Annotated in this window: 13 protein-coding genes and 1 pseudogene; 3 read left to right on the forward strand and 11 right to left on the reverse strand. The window is 32.0% G+C overall.

Annotated features, from left to right (window positions below; genetic code table 11):
- Positions 1–34 precede the first annotated feature (34 nt).
- From ACF91D_RS02355 to ACF91D_RS02385, 7 genes and pseudogenes are all read right to left on the reverse strand, one after another.
- Entirely contained in the window at positions 35–1,435 is a 1,401-nt protein-coding gene (locus tag ACF91D_RS02355; RefSeq protein ID WP_039069308.1) for an MFS transporter, read from the reverse strand.
- A gap of 222 nt (positions 1,436–1,657) precedes the next feature.
- Complete coding sequence (locus tag ACF91D_RS02360) at positions 1,658–2,350, reverse strand: alpha/beta hydrolase (protein WP_069793142.1); 693 nt, start codon at positions 2,348–2,350, stop codon at positions 1,658–1,660.
- A gap of 50 nt (positions 2,351–2,400) precedes the next feature.
- Complete coding sequence (locus ACF91D_RS02365) at positions 2,401–2,865, reverse strand: hypothetical protein (protein ID WP_039069310.1); 465 nt, start codon at positions 2,863–2,865, stop codon at positions 2,401–2,403.
- A gap of 193 nt (positions 2,866–3,058) precedes the next feature.
- A complete protein-coding gene (locus ACF91D_RS02370; RefSeq protein ID WP_039069311.1) occupies positions 3,059–4,234 on the reverse strand; it encodes a M20 family metallopeptidase in 1,176 nt (391 codons plus the stop codon).
- Between the two features lie 75 nt (positions 4,235–4,309).
- On the reverse strand, positions 4,310–5,704 hold the full coding sequence (locus ACF91D_RS02375) for an MFS transporter (protein WP_107548928.1): 1,395 nt from the start codon (positions 5,702–5,704) through the stop codon (positions 4,310–4,312).
- 330 nt (positions 5,705–6,034) lie between these two features.
- Positions 6,035–8,326: a transcriptional regulator AryK gene (aryK, locus tag ACF91D_RS02380; protein WP_327620979.1), complete on the reverse strand. Its 2,292-nt coding sequence runs from the start codon at positions 8,324–8,326 to the stop codon at positions 6,035–6,037.
- A 330-nt stretch (positions 8,327–8,656) separates the two neighbouring features.
- Positions 8,657–10,798: pseudogene (locus ACF91D_RS02385) on the reverse strand (MMPL family transporter); the annotation flags it as partial.
- A 147-nt stretch (positions 10,799–10,945) separates the two neighbouring features.
- On the opposite strand from ACF91D_RS02385, the gene ACF91D_RS02390 reads away from it, so the two are divergent.
- Entirely contained in the window at positions 10,946–11,497 is a 552-nt protein-coding gene (locus ACF91D_RS02390) for a TetR/AcrR family transcriptional regulator (protein ID WP_392436413.1), read from the forward strand.
- A gap of 61 nt (positions 11,498–11,558) precedes the next feature.
- Here the strand turns inward: ACF91D_RS02390 and pruA are convergent, their stop codons facing one another.
- Positions 11,559–13,103 carry an L-glutamate gamma-semialdehyde dehydrogenase gene (gene pruA / locus ACF91D_RS02395; protein WP_039069205.1) on the reverse strand — a complete coding sequence of 515 codons (1,545 nt, stop codon included), beginning with the start codon at positions 13,101–13,103 and terminating at the stop codon, positions 11,559–11,561.
- Positions 13,104–13,439: 336 nt separating this feature from the next.
- On the opposite strand from pruA, the gene ACF91D_RS02400 reads away from it, so the two are divergent.
- Positions 13,440–14,510 (forward strand): acyltransferase family protein, encoded by a 1,071-nt coding sequence (locus ACF91D_RS02400; protein ID WP_039069204.1) that lies wholly within the window; start codon positions 13,440–13,442, stop codon positions 14,508–14,510.
- A gap of 121 nt (positions 14,511–14,631) precedes the next feature.
- On the opposite strand, the gene ACF91D_RS02405 is transcribed toward ACF91D_RS02400, so the two are convergent.
- Positions 14,632–15,201, reverse strand: a complete 570-nt coding sequence (locus ACF91D_RS02405) for a DUF4064 domain-containing protein (protein ID WP_039069202.1) — start codon at positions 15,199–15,201, stop codon at positions 14,632–14,634.
- Between the two features lie 160 nt (positions 15,202–15,361).
- Between ACF91D_RS02405 and ACF91D_RS02410 the strand changes: the two genes are divergently transcribed.
- Complete coding sequence (locus tag ACF91D_RS02410; RefSeq protein WP_101050046.1) at positions 15,362–16,156, forward strand: putative hydro-lyase; 795 nt, start codon at positions 15,362–15,364, stop codon at positions 16,154–16,156.
- 53 nt (positions 16,157–16,209) lie between these two features.
- On the opposite strand, the gene ACF91D_RS02415 is transcribed toward ACF91D_RS02410, so the two are convergent.
- Both ACF91D_RS02415 and ACF91D_RS02420 read right to left on the reverse strand, forming a co-directional pair.
- Complete coding sequence (locus ACF91D_RS02415) at positions 16,210–17,226, reverse strand: PTS sugar transporter subunit IIC (RefSeq protein ID WP_039069198.1); 1,017 nt, start codon at positions 17,224–17,226, stop codon at positions 16,210–16,212.
- Between the two features lie 484 nt (positions 17,227–17,710).
- A complete protein-coding gene (locus ACF91D_RS02420) occupies positions 17,711–18,271 on the reverse strand; it encodes a sugar O-acetyltransferase (protein WP_107548857.1) in 561 nt (186 codons plus the stop codon).
- Position 18,272: the final 1 nt, after the last annotated feature.

Here is an 18,272-nt window from a genome sequence, read left to right on the forward strand (position 1 = left end):
ATATGTAGGATTTTCGTCCATACTAATTAATATATTAGTTTGTTTTCAATCTAGTTTTAATCTTTCTAGTTGGAATAATTAGCGCACTCGCTAACACGCCACAAATAACTAAACATGTGCCTACGATAAAACCTATGCTTCCTGCTGTTTCTACGCTACGCCCGCTTTGTATTATACCTGTAAAAATAGATGTCATAATTGCGATGCCAAATGCACCACCTAGTGTAGATCCCATTTTAAAAATACCTGATGCGACGCCTACTTTTTCAGCTGGTGTAGTAGATACTGCCGTACTTAAAGCTGGTGTTGCAAATAGACCAGTGCCTCCACCAAAACATACAGCTCCAATTAACGCTACAATTATATATAAAGGTTTATCAAAGAAAGTAAAACTAAACAGTAATATACCCAGAGCTGTAAATATCGGACCAATAACCATCGCACGTTTTGCTCCAAAACGCTTAATACTTTTTTCACCTAATCGAACGACAAGTAATAATGTAATTAAATAAGGTAAAGTGAGCATACCAGCTTGAAAGGCACTCAACTTCAATCCACCTTGGGCATACATGTTAAACAATGCAATAACACCTACACCAGTATTCAATAAAAAGTTAGCTAATACTGCACCAATATATGGTCTGTTTTTAAACAATTCTAAATCAATAAAAGGTGTGCGTTTAGACTTTTCGAATTTATAAAATACAAAAATACAAATAAAAAATAGTACACTTAATATTAAGGTAGGCGAACTTAACCACCCGATTTTATAGCCTTGTGTAATAACAAAACTAATACTTGCAATCATAATAACAAATATAGTAAGCCCTATATAATCAAATTGATTAGACGCTGATTTAACTAATTTACTTTCGGGTAAATTGTTCAACAAGAATAACGCCAAAAGAGATAAAATAATAGATAATACAAAAATCGATTGCCATGATATAAATGTTGCCATTGCACCTGCAAAAAAAGAAGATAAACCAGTACCGCCAAATGCGCCAATCGACCAATAACTTAACGCTTTTTGTCTTTCATCACCTTCAAAAAATTCATTTACTATTGAAATTGTGGCCGGCATTATAATAGCGGCTGAAAGTCCTTGCACCACTCTCCCCATAAGTAACAAAACAACGTTTCCAGAAATAATCAACATAAGCGAACCTATAATACTAAGTATCAATGCGATTCTAGTCATTTTCACCTTACCAAGTTTATCTGAAAAATTACCAGCTACAACCATAAATACACCAGTAACAAATGATGTTAAACTAATTGAAATATTAACTATATCTGGACTAGTGCTAAATGTTGATTGTATCTTTGGTCCTATATTTAAAAAAGACTGCGCAAACAGCCAATAAGTTAATATAGATAATACAATGGCAGTCAATAATTTACTTCCCGAAAAATTTTTAGTGTTTTCTGTCATAAAAGCATCCCCTATATTCAAATATAAATTCAATTAATATTTATAAAAATTCAAAACATCATACAATACTTTTTCGGTGTTTCATTACACTATTAGTAGACGTTCATCTTTTTTATAAATACTTACACTATGAATGTTATCATTTTTCTAACTTAAAAGTATCGAATTCACATTAATTTAAAGAATTTTCAGATAATATAGGTGAAAAACTTTTTCATTTAGTCAAAATAATTTCTTAATTGCGTGTTTAAAGTATTTTTTAAAGTAATTTTTACGGTGTATACCTTTTCTATTGGTTACAAAGTGAAACACCGATTGTTCAGAGATTAAAAGTTCATTTAAAATATCAACGCCTTGTTCTGTTTGCGAGACCATATTTCTATTTAAATGTTTATTTTGCTTCCCTTCTAATTCACCTACATACCAGTACACATGGCATGGCTGTTTAAGAATTTCATTATTTTTCATAAACTTTAGAAAACCAGGGTACCATATTGATGGTGATATCAATATAAAGGTACCAAAAACGTCTTGCTCTGTTAATAATGCATACAACGATACTAGGCCACCAAATGATGCGCCTGCGATAGCTATATCCTTATATTCTTCAGAAATGCTAAAGCACTTTTTTAAATATGGTAATAATTCACTGGCTATCCAAGTTAAATAATTGTCTGCCTTACCACTATACTCAATATCATTTACATTGGCATACCAAGGTGTGTAGTCTTGCTTTCTGTCTTTAGGAACAATTCCAGCAAATATTACTTCTTTTTCTATATTTTTAAATAAATAGTCGCCATCTTGTACTATAACTAGTGGATAAGACTTCCCTTCAGTCTTAAAATAGTTTTTAGGCAACTTTATTTTTATCTCATGTTGCTGAAAATGAAAACTTAATGTGCTTAAATTCATTTCAAACCACCTCACTTTAAGCATTAAAATCGACAATAATCTATTCTAATTTATAAGAAGTTATATAGTTCAATCTCATTATCCTTTGCGTATTCCATAGCAAGCAGTTCTAGTATGTTAATCATCGCTGGGTTCTCTTTTACTTTAATATATTGAAATTTTAAATTATAAGTTTCTGCTTTAATATTTTGTTGTTCTGTTTCATCTAGATTTTGTTGCGCGCTAAATGCCTTTCTAAATTTCGTTGTGCCTGCATCAGATTTCAAATTAAATTGGCCTAATTTATCGTTCAGATCTTTTTGTGTCAACTTGTATCCCGTCATAAATCCACCAGCTTGCCCAACAAATATAGGCTTCTTATTATTAAATATTACAAAAATGCCTTTTTCATTTTCAACTTTACTTCTACTTTCTTTATCAAATGTTAAAGCTTTTGATTTATCATATTTAAAAAGTTTTTTTAATGGTTTTTTATAACTATCTAGTAATTCGCTTATCTTTTTATCGCCATTCATCATAATCATCCTTCATCTTTTTATTGTCCTTATATATATACACTTAATAGTTAACTTATAAACTTTTATGACAATGTTAGCGGCATGTATTTAAAGGACATTTTAGTCATCATTATAACAACATAATTTAAGACACCTTTACGTTATAAAGTATACGCTCGTCACTTTATAATAAGGTGTCTTAATTATTAGTTTATTTTAGATAATTTAATACAGTAATACCTACCGCTTCTGCAGAAACACGCATTGCTTTTTCACTAATTGTGAATTTAGGATGATGGTGTGGGTGAATCTCACCGTTTTCAGGTGCTGCACCTGCATATATGAACGTACTTGGTAGCACTTTAGCGTAATATGCGAAATCTTCAGACGGTGGTTGTGGTTCACATCTTTCTACTTTTTTAATTGCGTCTGTTTCTGCATTTTCAATTGAATCTACAACAAAACGCGTGAATGCTTGATCATTGTATAGGGCAGGGTAATCGTCATGATATTCTAACTCACAAGTTACACCAAACATAGATTCTAAGCCATCAGATAAGCGTGTAACTTCGTTTTTAATGGTACGTTTTGTATCATCTGTAAGTGCTCGAACATCTCCTTCAATAACGATACTGTCTTTGATGACATTAAATTGGCCCTTACCATCAAATGAACCAATCGTTACGACCCCTGTTTCAAATGGATTTAGTCTTCTTGATACAATTGTTTGAGCAGCATTCACAAAATACGCACCAGCAACAATAGCATCATTTGCTGTATGTGGCGATGAACCATGACCACCTTGTCCTTTTACTGTAAGTTTAAAGAAGTCTCTGCCAGTTTGCACGTTACCTTCACGATAAAAAATCGTTCCAGTAGGCATATGACTCATAACATGAACACCTAACACATGATCTACACCATCTAACACGCCATCTTTAATCATTGCTTGTGCCCCACCTGGTGGTACTTCTTCCGCAGGTTGATGAATAACTACTACTTTGCCATTGAATTTTTCTTTTAATTCTATTAATGTTTCTGCAAGGATTAACATGTAAGCGGTATGAGCATCGTGGCCACATGCATGCATTACCCCTTTATTCTTTGAAGCAAATGATAATCCAGTGTCTTCTTGAATTGGCAACGCATCAAAATCGGCACGTATAGCGATTGTCTTACCTGGTTTCCCACTATCAATTGTCACTTTTAACCCATTAGGTCCTATGTTGGTTTCTACATCACAATCTTTGTTTTTATAAAATTCTTCGATATATTTTGGAGTTTGCTCTTCATGAAACGATAACTCAGGATACTGATGTAGAAATCGACGAATTTCAATCATTCGTTCTTCTTTATCTTTCAATAAATCTATTAATTCTTTCACCATAATAGTTCCCCCTATAACATGATAATTACATTATACACTTTTTCTTTTCAAAATATTTGCCAACCCTATTGAAATTTATTTTCTAACCCGTTTTGTCTTTGGTACCATAATCATAATAATAAATAATGATAACAAAGCCATAATAACGTTTAGCCATAAGCCTGCTAACGCACCAATTTGTACATTAGTCAAATTAGCTACAATACCATATAATGCTCCTGATAAAGCAATACCGAACGCGCCACCTAATGATGATGCCATTTTGTATATACCCGAAGCTACACCAACTTTATCTTCTGGTGAATTAGAAATAGCCATATCCGTTGAAGGCGTAGCATAAAATCCTAACCCTAAACCATATAGTAAATAGCCAAAAATACAGACAACTACATAAATCATACTCGGTAAAAAAGTTAGTGAAATTAAAATAATACCAATCATATTAAAAGAAGTTCCTAAGACCATTGGTTTTTTTGCGCCCACTTTTTGTAATACTTTTTCTCCAACACGTATCATCAATAATACGGTTACTAAATATGTTATTGATAGTAAACCTGTTTGAAACGCACTAAATCCTAACCCTTGTTGTACAAACGTATTAGCAACTAGTAAAGCACCCGCCACACCGTTCAATAAGAAATTAGATAGTGTTGCACCTGTGTATGCCTTATTGTTAAATAGCTTAAAGTCAATTAATGGATTGCCTATTTTATTTTCAACTTTCAAAAAAATTATCGTTGACAGTATAAAAGCGATACTAAGCCCTAAAATTATTGGTGAGAATAATCCCAACGTACCACTTTGCGTAATGACAATATTAATACTTAACATCATAATTACAAATAAAATTAAACCGGTATAATCAAAGTGTTTATTATTAGTTACTGGTGATTTCGTTTCAGGCGTTCCTTTGATTAAATACATTGATAATAAAGCAATAAGTATGGATAAAATAAAAATCCAACGCCAACCAATAAATGTTGAGACCATTCCACCAAACAATGATGCTAAACCTGAACCTCCCCACGAACCGATTGACCAATAACTCAATGCACGTTGTCTATCTTTACCATCAAAGTAGGCTTTCATAATTGCTAATGTCGAAGGCATGATAGCAGCTGCTGAGAGTCCTTGTATAACTCTACCTACAATTAATAATATTGGTAAGTTACTAACTATGATTAATAATGATCCTATAATACTTAACCATAAACCAATATAAGTTATCTTTACACGACCTACTTTATCAGCTAGGCTGCCAGCCCCAACAACAAACATACCAGAAAATAACGCCGTAATGCTCACTGCTATACTGATTGTTCCGATATTACTATGAAATGATTGTTGCAACGTAGGTACAACATTTAATAAAGATTGTGCAAATAACCAAAAAGTTACAACACCTAACACGATTCCTAAAATTAGTTTATTGTCACCTTTATATGTTTGCGCATTTCCCTTTTGAGTCATTTTATGTTCCTCCTATTTTTAAATTTACAAATGACAAACAGGGAAGATAAGCTCAATTGTGAGATGTTTACAAAACATCTTCTATCAATGATACTTGCTATCCTCTCTCAAAAAAGATTTTAGCGCTCTCGTTTTTTTCTTAATATAGGATATTTGTTATTCTTATATTCTTTTTATAATAACTTTGTGTTCCTTTTTAATAATGACAAAAATCGAACACTCTTTTTTGTCATTTTCACAAAACTTTTCAATAACCATATTATGTGTAATCATTATTCACCAAAAAAACTAACCTAGGGGTGTTGAAGTTATCTCACCCTCGGTTAGCTTTTAAGCTTCTTCATTAAAATACTTTCTGAATTCAATAATTTGTATAGCATTGGTTAGTATTTTCAAATGATAGTTAATTGTATTTGTAACTTTAATTTCGCTAATATTTAATTTTGGATAAGTCACGCGATTTACATAATCAATCGTTTCTTTGTCCATGCCGTAGCGTGTATTATATTGTTGCCAAACTTTATATAGCGCACCGTGATTCTGATCTAATGTGTAATGTTTAATTTTATACATACCAGGCAAAGCGTTCGTAATATTAAACTGATATTCTTTATAATTTATATCATTTGAGGGGTCATTTATCGTGAAATAAGGATTATAATGTTCTGCATTCCATACAATAACTTGAAAATGATTAAAATCGCCTGTAACCATACAGTTTTCATTTTTATATAAAATATGTTCAGAAAGTTTCGCAAATAATGCACTTGTAAAAAAGGCTGGACGCTTGCTACCAAATTGGTGATATAAATCGATACCATGCAACTGAGCAACGGTTTCTTTCTGACAGTATTGTTGATGTATCTCAAAATTCAACCAATACCCAATTATACAAATATCTCTGTTCATCTCTATCAACTGTTCAAAAATAATACCTGCACGAAAATAGGCACCATTTGTGTAATTTGTATTCCCTGTCAATGTGTTCCATTTTAACAAAGTAAATGGGGTACTATGGTCTTTTAAACCTAACCACTGCTTAATTTGCTTCAATTTTAATATGATATATTTTTTGGATTGGTTATATTGATTATTATCAATTGATTTAAAATTAATCATGTCATTTTGATTTGCACTAAAAGCGATATTATCAATCTCTTTTCGATGATAGTCTAAAATATACTTAGCTGCTCTCACATGTTTTTCTGAACCGTTGTCTATATTCATCACTATTTTGACATGGGGAAAATAATTTTTAAACAATTTCACAAGAGACTGAAATATCTGTTCATCAATAGTACTAATGTAAACTACTAAATCAAGTGATTTTCTATCAATTAATATGTTATACATATGTTCTAATAAATAAGTCATTTCTTGATAATAACCTTTAAAGTTCACTCTTGTCTTAGGTGGATTTATTTCTATTCCTAAACCTATTTGGTGTTCAATTAGAAAATCCAAGCATTCATCTAACTTCATATATGGATGTATATTGGGTATTTCTTCATCACTTTCAATCCATTTATGCTCTACAAATCCTTCTTTAATTGGATCCCTTATTAATATATGATTTATGCCAATAGTATTTTTAACTTCACGTAATTGTTTTCTAAACCTTTTTATGAGTAATACTTCTAAGTTTCCTATTTGAATGACATGATCGTAAGATGAAAGTATTTGGCTTGTTTCTTGGAGTCTAATATCTATTATCTTTTGAGCTTCAGGTGACTGTAATAACATATCATCTGTTTGGATAATATATAATGATAAATAATGTAAATATTTTTGATAAATAATTTCTTTTTGTTCTCTATTAGTAGTTTCTATTGCTTCTATATTTTTATATTTTTCTCTAAATTGAGACGGCGTTAATTTCACATGTGCTTTAAAATGTTTTAATAAGGTGTTCGAATTACTGAATCCATGTTTCACAGCAATTTGTGTAATTGACTCATCTGTCATAACTAAATCTTTCTTACAATGTTTCAGTCTAATATGAGTTATATATTGGCTAAATCCCAAACCAACTTGTCGTGTGAATACTTTAGATAAATAAGCAGTACTAAGATGTACCTTATCAGCTACTTCATTGAGCGTAAGACTATTACTATAATTATTTTCTATATAATTACATACAAATGCCACACGATTATCCTCTATGCTTTCTCTATAAATCTCATTTCTTTTTGTAGGTAAAAAACGTGCAATTATAAACATTAACTCTATCAATTGTTGTTCAATGTATAAACGATAAAATTCACCTTTTCTGATATAAACAATCCCAATTTTCGCTATAAGATTAACAATTTGTTTGTATATGGCATCTTGTAAATGTGCTTTATCTAACATGTATAGTTTATCGCTAAAATCAGTTAAGTACTGTTTCAAATAATTTTCCGGTAAATGAATAACAATACATAACGCTTCTTTGCCTTTGCTATATCTATATGGTTCTTGATGATTAATAATAAATACATCACCTTCATTGAACTCATAAGATTCATTAAATTTCCAAATTGTCATTTTGTCACTCAGTATCAATCCAAGCCGTAACCCTTGATTAACTTGTGTATAATCGTTATTCTGTTCCATCAACTCTATACTATAAAAAGTTTCCATAATTCACCTCTTTATAGTTTCTTATTTTAAAGAAATATCCCCAATAATCTATAACTTCTAAAATTTGTTCTTTTTTTGACAAAAAGGTAGTAGAACAGAAAACTAATTGATTCAAATTAATTTTGTCATTCCATCCTAGCAATGCTAACTAAGTGTGAAATATATTTAATAGTAGCGCCTTTAAAACCCAATAATACGTATGTATTATTTTTCTCTAAAATTATAAAAAATAGCCATGAAAAATTCTATTGTCATAGATTTCTTCATGGCTAATCTTAGTATTTGCTCATTAACAAGTATTTACTTTTTATCTGTTTTATCTATATTATCTTTTAATCCATGTCCTTCTATATCGACACTTGGTAAAATTTTATTTAACCATGCAGGCATATACCATGATGCTTTACCAAATAGTTTAGTTAATGCTGGTACTAATATTAAACGTACGATGATTGCATCAAAGAGTACGCCAAATGCAAGCGCTAATCCCATTGATTTAATCATTACATCATCTTGAAAGACGAAGGCAATAAATACACTAAACATGATTAATGCAGCAGCAACAATCACTGGCCCACTCTCTTTAATACCTACTTTTATGGCGCGTTCATTATCACGTGTAACCGTATATTCTTCATGAATACGTGACATTAAGAATACTTCATAGTCCATTGCCAAGCCAAACAATAGCCCTATAGTTATAACCGGTAAAAATGCAAGTAATGGTCCAGTAGTATCGACACCAAATAATCCAGACATAACGCCTTCTTGCATAACTACTGTTGTAAATCCAAGTGCTGCCATTAAGGATAATACAAAGCCAAGTACTGCTTTTAAAGGTATAATAATCGAACGGAATACAACCATTAATAAAATGAAGGCTAACGCTACAATTACACCAGCAAACAATGGAATAGCCTCATTTAATTTTTGAGACATATCTATATTGATAACACTTTGTCCAGAAACTTCTGTCTTGAAGTCATATTCATCTTTAGCTTTATCATTATAGTCTCTTAGATCATGAACCAATGTGTTTGTTGATTCTGCGTTCGGTCCTTTTTCAGGTATAACTGCTATCATTGCATAGTCTTTACTCTCACTTAGTTGTGGTTCTGTAACTACATCAACGTTATCCATATCATTAATGTCTTGATGCATCGCTTTCAAATCTTTCTGTAAAGCTTGCGGGTTATCTTTTTGATCTTTAACATTAACTAACATTGCAATTTGACCATTAAATCCTTCGCCAAATTTATCCGAGATAATATCATATGCTTTTTTCTGCGTCGAATCTGCAGTCTTCATACCATCATCGGGGATACCTAAGCGCATGTCTTTAACTGGTATTGCAACTAATATTAAAATAATCAAACCAATCAATATAGCTAATAATGGTTTTCCTACAACAAATTTTGACCATCCAGTATCGACATCGTTTTTAAACTCTGATTTTGTTCTTTTTGGTTTAATTTGTTTACGGAAAATACTAATTAAGGCTGGTAATAAAGTAAGAGCACTCACCACAGCTACAAATACACTAATCGCAGAAGCATATCCCATAACAGCTAAGAAATCGATTCCCACAAGAGATAGACCACATACTGCGATAATTACTGTGACACCAGCAAATATCACTGCGCTACCTGCAGTACCTACTGCTAGTCCAATTGCTTTAATATGGTTCGTTTCTGTCTTCATTATCTGTCTGTATCTAAATAATATAAATAATGCATAATCTATTCCAACTGCTAAGCCAATCATAACCGCTAAAGTCAAAGTGACATTAGGGATATCAAATGCATATGTAAGTAATGAAATAATACCTACACCTGTGCCTAAGCCAAGTAATGCACTGACGATTGGTAACCCTGCAGCAACAACTGAACCGAATGTAATTAATAGTACAACAAATGCTACAACCACACCTATTATCTCAGAAGCGCCACCAATTTCAGTAGATTCCATACCTGTACCCATTAATTCAACCTGTACATTATGGTCGTCTTTAATGTCATCTGCTTTTTCTTTAATATTATCTTTAGAACTTGATTTTAGTGATGTTGTTTTAACATCATAATTTACATCTGCAAATGCAGTCGTTTTATCTTTACTAATCTGTTTACTATCATATGGATCGGAAACATTTTTGATATCTTTATCGTCATCTTTGATATCTTTCAAAGCTTTTTTGATGTCTTTTGTCACATCAGGCTTAACGATACCTTCTTTCGCATCGCTTTTTAATACAACTCTTATTTGAGCTTTTTCACTATCTTGACCAAATTCATCTTCTATTTTTTTGTTAGTATCGAGTGATTGTAAGCCATTCATAGTAATGTCATTATCAAACTTCGGCGCACTTATTGTAAGGGGAATAATAATAGCCGCAAGTAAAACTACCCACGCAACAACACTCCACCATTTATGCTTAGCCACAAACGATCCTACTCTATATAAAAACTTTGCCAAACTATTGCCTCCTAAATTAATCAACGTTATAGTTTAAATATATACTGTAGATTATTTCTATCCACATACTAAATGCTTTACCCTTTTATTAAAAGAATTAATTATTACAATTTGTATATTTAAACTACAAATAAGGAGAAATGTATATTGAACGCAAAAGATTTACGTGTTATTAAAACTAAACGTGCTCTCTCACAAAGTTTCTACGAATTACTTGAAAAACAAACTTTCTCAACAATTACAGTTAATCAAATATGTGAAAAAGCATTAGTTCATCGAACGACATTTTATAAGCATTTTTATGATAAATATGATCTTTTAATTTATTTAATTAAATACGTAACAAAAGATTATTTTTCAATCGATTTAAAAGAACGTATCAATGCACCATTTACAGTGATAGATAGAACTAGTGATGTAATTGAATTACAGCGTATTAAAGACAAACAAGAACATGACAAAGAATTTGAGCGTACGATATCTAATCATTTCATCAGTGTATTACAGAATGATATTAAAGAAAATGAGCACCGTATTTCAGTTGATTCTGATATTCCTGCCGAACTTATATTTTATGTTTATGGTGCAAGTCTATTTGGATTTACAGAGTGGATGAGAGAACATTGTATCGAACTGCCACCTGTCGAACTAGACAAGTATTTCAGAAAATTAATTAATATCCAAGTCATAGACGAATAAAAAAGAGCGGTATATGCAATCAAGATTGATTGCATATACTCACTCTTTTTAATCATTTATTTTAGAACATTTCTGAAACAACTTTTTGCTCTAAGAAATTTAATAAGTAGTCTGGGCTACCTGTTTTAGCATCTGTACCTGACATTTTGAAACCACCAAATGGATGGTAGCCTACAACTGCTGCAGTACAACCACGATTAAGGTATAAGTTACCTACATCATAAGACTCTACAGCTTCAATCCAGTTTTCGCGATTATTTGTAATCACTGCACCAGTTAAACCATAATCAGTATCATTAGCAATTTCTAATAATTCTTCAAAGTCTTTACCTTTAACAAACCCTACAACCGGACCAAAAATCTCTTCTTGCATAATTTGGTCGCTTGATTTAAGGCCAGAAATAATTGTTGGTTCAATGAAGTAACCAGTAGAATCATCTGTGCCGCCACCTTGTTCTAACTTACCTTCTTTACTGCCAATTTCAATATAGTTCTTGATTTTATCAAATTGTTTTTGATTAATAACAGGACCCATGTATGTGTTGTTTTCAGTGTTACCTAACGTTAAGTTCTTAGTTAAAGCTACTGCTTTTTCTAACACTTCATCATATACATCTTTGTGTACAATAGCACGAGAACATGCCGAACATTTTTGACCTGAAAAGCCGAATGCAGAAGTTACAATAGACTCTGCAGCTAAATCTGTATCGATGTTTTTATCAACAACAATCGCATCTTTACCACCCATTTCAGCAATAACGCGTTTTAAGAATTGTTGGCCCTCTTGCACTTTTGCGGCTCTTTCAAAGATTCTTGTACCTGTAGCACGAGAACCTGTAAATGTTACAAAGTGTGTGTGTACGCTATCTACAAGATAATCACCGATTTCTTTCGGATCGCCTGGAACAAAGTTAACAACGCCTTTAGGTAGTCCCGCTTCTTCTAAAATTTCCATTAATTTATAAGCAGTTAATGGCGTATCTTCAGCAGGTTTTAAAAGGACTGTGTTACCAGCAACTACTGGTGCTAATGTTGTTCCAGCCATGATTGCGAATGGGAAGTTCCATGGTGGGATTGTTACACCTGTACCGATAGGTTTGTAGAAATATTTATTATGTTCCCCTTCTCTATCTAATACTGGTTTACCATCTGCAAGCTCCATCATTGATCTTGCATAGTATTCAATGAAGTCAATACCTTCTGCAGCATCACCGACAGCCTCATCCCATGGCTTACCTGCTTCATAAACCATAACAGCTGAGATTTCTTCTTTACGACGTCTAATAATCGCTGCAACTCTGATTAAAAATTCTGCACGGTCTTTGTGAGACCATCTCTTCCAAGATTTATAAGCTTCATTAGCTGCATTAAATGCATCATCTACATCTTTTTGCGTTGCCTTCGAAACTTCTGCAATAACTTCAGTAGTATTAGCAGGATTGATAGACTGATACGTATCTTTTGTGAACTTCTCTTCCCCATTAATAACTAAAGGAATTTTTTGTTTTAATTCACCTTTAACTTTTTCTAAAGCTTTTTTGAATGACTCGACATTTTTACTATCTGTAAAATCAATGCCTGGTTCGTTGTGATAATTGACTACCATTTTTCTACCCCCATGTAAGTTTGTAAATAGAAAACTAAATGGAAATGTTTCCATTCTTATTGCTATTGTATAGATATCAAACAATAATTGCAATCGCTTACAACATTTTTTATTAAAATAAATGGTATTGAACTCATTTCATCCATTACATTGATATTTGAAATTTTATTCAGTTATGTTTATCATTGCTTCTACAAATATATATTATATAAATTTAATAATTTGTAACTTAAACTTTACATTTATACTAATATTAATATGTTAGTATGATGATTCGCAAAATAATCATATATATTTATTTTTAAATTAAACAGAACAATCGAGAGGTAAGCTATAATGAAAACTTATACATCTGTGATATTTTGGATGCGTACGATAGCTTGTTTAAGTATTGTTCTTATTCATTCGATTACAACAACATTCAGCAAAATGGATTTTGTTGGTCATGGTACAACTATTAGAGTATTTCAGTTACTCCTTATGTTTAGTACACCATTATTCGTATTTATTTCAGAATTTTTATTAGCTAAAAACTATCACGTTAAAACAAAACCGGGATTTTTAAAGAATAAGTTAATCTATCTCGGTATTCCTTATATCTTAATTAACCTTGGTATTTCATATTTTTATTTCGAACCAAAAACATTAACTCAATTTATGCATAATGTTGGAGATACTATGTTTCATGGTGGTGCAGTCACCTATTTCATTGTCATTATCTTCCAATTCTACATATTGCATATTCTTTTTGCTAAGTATCTAATTAAATGCAAGCCTATTCCAATGATTATTGGTTCTATAATATTCGCTACGGTTTATTGGGCATTTCGCCAATACGTGCCACAATCGGAGAATGATCTTTTAGGCTTATTTTGGGAAAGAGAAGGTTGGATGCTATTTTTAGGATGGATTAGTTATTTTTTACTTGGTTTTTATACGGGTATTTATTATGAAGCATTCATGAAAAATATTAAACGTTTCACTTGGCCTATTATTATAGGATTCATAATTGCCTTATCTATTTTAATCGGTAATTATCTGCTAGGCATTAGTACCTGGGTGGAATCGAAACGCTTTGATATTCCATTCTATGTCACTATGGTCATCTTAGTCTTTTTCTTATTCTCTTCTTATATAAAATATGTACCTAAATTTGTACTATATATAAGTAACTATTCGTTTTGTATTTATTTAACCCATTATTTCTTTGTACATGATTTAGGATTACTAAGAGTTGATAGTTCAATACGTAATATTGCGTTTAACTTTATTATCACTTTAGTCATTTCTATATGCTTAGCTTATTTATTTAATCTATTCAAATTTGGTAAATTAGTTGTCGGTGGTATTGGAAATATAAAATACGATAGTGTTTATGAAAGTTATAAACACGGCAAAATGAATTGACTTTACTAGTTCTATTCATTGTATATAAAAAAATAGTGAGGCAGAAACTATACGTTACTGCCTCACTATTTTTTATTTTAATTATGTTTAAAAATTTCTTGAGTATACACAATAATTAACCTTAATATTTTTTATATCTCTCACTACGATTAAGCTGTGTCGATTCCTTTTGCTCTTTATTATGTGCATGTTGAGCATCATCTGTTTTAGCTTTTAGTGTCCCATTATAATTACTTTGGTTTCTATTATAATCATTACGTTCTTGCGACACATACAAACTATCTACACGCTTTGGTTTTCTAGCCAATAACATAATTCCAGCAATTAACCATAAGACCGCAGTAATCCAATTCAATGTTAATACGGTAATAATACCAAGAAGAATAAAGAACACACCTACAACTTTTGGAAATTTATTAATGAATAAAGCAAATGCGATGGCCAAAACCGTGCATATAATCACTATAATTAAAGCTAGTAGAAATATCTGACTAGCAACATCTACCAAACTAAATGCGTCCAATTGTGATGTGCCTTGATTATACATATTGCTATTATAAATTGAATCTGCTAATTCGTTTTTTACACTTGCATCATTCAAAAATGGTGTAACAATTGCCATAAAAAATATTAGTATAAACTGCAAGATAATACCAATCCATACAAGCACTTTTTCTCCAGTTCTTTTCATATGTATCCTCCCAAGAAATCATTATGACTCAATACATCTACCACTTTATTATAACGTTACTTTTAGCATTTTAAAACCATATTATATAGTAATTAAAATACGCTCAACATTATATTTTTCTGAATTTTTGGTAAAATAGTATTATTACTTTTATAAGGGGATGATAGATTTGGACCTACAAATACAAAAACCTACTACAATAAGAAAAATGATTAAGCAAGGTGAACTGACTGGACATACTAGTGGCATGGCCAAAGGCTATATTCAAGCGAACGTTGTCATACTTCCTTCTGCTTATGCTTACGATTTTTTGAAATTTTGTTTTAGAAATCCTAAAACATGTCCACTTCTAGATGTGTCTGAAAAAGGATCGAAATCATTTCCAACTTTCGGTCAACAAGCTGACATAACTACCGAAGTTGCCGCCTATCGTGTTTATAAACAAGGTAAACTCGTAGAACAAAGACCTAATATCGATACATTATTTACAGAAGATATGGTCAGTTTTTTAATAGGCTGTAGCTTTACGTTTGAACATGCATTACTAGAAGCTGGTATCCCAATACGCCATTTAGAAGAAGGACATAATGTACCGATGTATATGACCAATATCCCAGCTGAAGATAGTGGTCAGTTTTCTGGTAATATCACCGTAAGCATGCGTCCTATGACTATGCAACAAGCTATTAAAGCAACAGAAATCACTTCTCGTTTTAAAAATGTACATGGTACACCTATGCATATTGGTAATCCTTCAGAAATTGGTATTTCTAATATAAATCAACCTGATTTTGGTGAACCAGTAGTGATTAAAAATAATGAAGTCCCTGTCTTTTGGGGGTGTGGTGTAACACCTCAGTCCGTCGCTTTAGATGCTAAACCAGAAATTATGATTACACATGCACCCGGGCATATGTTCATTACAGATATTCCTGATAGCCAATTAATCGAATAAATAAAAAAGCACTTTGACATATCTAAAAATTGAGCGTCAAAGTGCTTTTGATTTTATCTTGCTTCAATATCTTCTTTTGAAACAATAGGATGATCCTTAAATATAATGGAACATACATAGCCAACAATTAAACCTATCACTCCTACAATAGCACCATAAATAAAGATTTTAACTGGATCATTAAACCCAAACATCACTAAAAAGCCAGCTAACGGGGTAGCAGTACCAGTAGCATCGTTTATCATACCAGAAGATGCAATGACTGCACCTGCTAGTGCTCCTCCAATAAAGTTTGCTGTGTAAATTGGTATGGGGTTCGCAGACACTACGTCAGCTTGAGACAATGGTTCGATACATACCGCAATTCTAGATCTACGGTCGCCTAATTTTAGTTTGTTAAACATTGTACCATTGATAAAAGAAGACGCGAATGACACCATGGCTGCAATCGCCATTGGCATACCAGTAAGACCTAATAAAGCAGTTAAAGCCATAGAACTTAATGGAGCTGTACCCACAACTGTGATAACCCCGCCTAAAATAATCCCCATAATAATCGGGCTTACTTCAGTTGAACTTTGAATAATATCACCTATCTTTAATAGCGAATTATTAACTAAAGGCGTTACGCCCGTTGCAACTAATCTTGCTAAAGGTGCAATGATAATAATACCTACTATTAAATCTATACCGTCTGGGACTTTGCGTTCAGCATATTTCATTAAATAACCAATTACATAACCAGCTACGAAGCCTGGTATCAAATCTAGACCACCACATGAAGCAGCGATTGCTAATGCGTAAACCGGCGAAACACCGATAGCTAAAGATACTAAACCAGCTGCAGCAACACCGCCTAAACCTCCAGCAGCATCACCTAATTCACCTAAAAATTTAATTCCTAATAAATCTCCACCTACATATTTATGAAAAGCTTCAACTAAAAATGTTGCAATTGCAGCATTTGCTAAAGCACCCATCGCGCGCATACCTTTAGGTGCTCGATATGTAAATAATGTAAATAGGGCTAACACTATAATTAAAAATAATGTACCAATTAAAATATCCATATTCAATATTCCTCTTTTCTTGTCTAGTAATCGTTAAGTTAGATATGGAAATAGTCATTTAAAAGTTGGCTTGTTCAAACAATCTGTAAAAACTTTATGTTTTATAAATTTTGCATTCATGTTTATATAGTCACAATTATTGCTTTTACCATTTCACTCACAGTTTTATATTTTAACACAAATACCAATTATATTCCGAACAATTTAATTACTTTTCATTTAAGCTCCGCGGAATATTTTTTAATATAATTTTAATTTATTTTATGATATTACACAATCGAATATAAATATAATTCCAACATTTACAACTTTCTTTTGGAAAATACATATTTCATTACTTAATCAAAACAAATATGCTATAAACAAGTTATAGGCTAAACTAATTCAACTAAGTAATATAAAAGTACCGCCAAAACCACGACATTTTGACGGTGACCTATTAAATATTATGTGAATGTATATAGTAAAATCAGTTGAAGCTTTATTATTGCTCAATTGTACTAACTAGTTTAGCAGGTGTCCCGAATGCAAGCGCATTGGCAGGTACGTCTTTAGCAACCACACTACCCGCGCCGATAACAGCGCCTTCACCAATTGTTACACCAGGTAATACAATCACATTGGCCCCTAGCCAAACATTGTTGCCTATATTTATAGGTAAAGCTTGTTCTAGCCCCTCATTTCTAGTTTTATACTCTAGCGGATGAATTGCTGTATACAAGCCACAATTAGGACCAATAAATACATCATCTCCAATCACTATTTTACTGCAATCCATGAAATAACAATCGTGATTAATAAAGACACGCTGGCCTAAATTAATATTATAGCCATAATCAGCTTGGAATGGACTTAGTAATTCTAATGACCGAGGCTCATAATTTAATAATTCCGTTATTATTTCTTGTCTCTGTGTTTGATTGCTAGGACGGATTTGGTTTAAATCAAAACATAAATCTTTAGCTTTTACTCGCTCTGTCCCTAAATTTTCATCATTATTTGCATCGTACCATTCACCGGCTAACATCTTATCTTTTTCACTCATG

This window comes from Staphylococcus sp. 231237_7MaSpsaltlick, assembly GCF_043107035.1.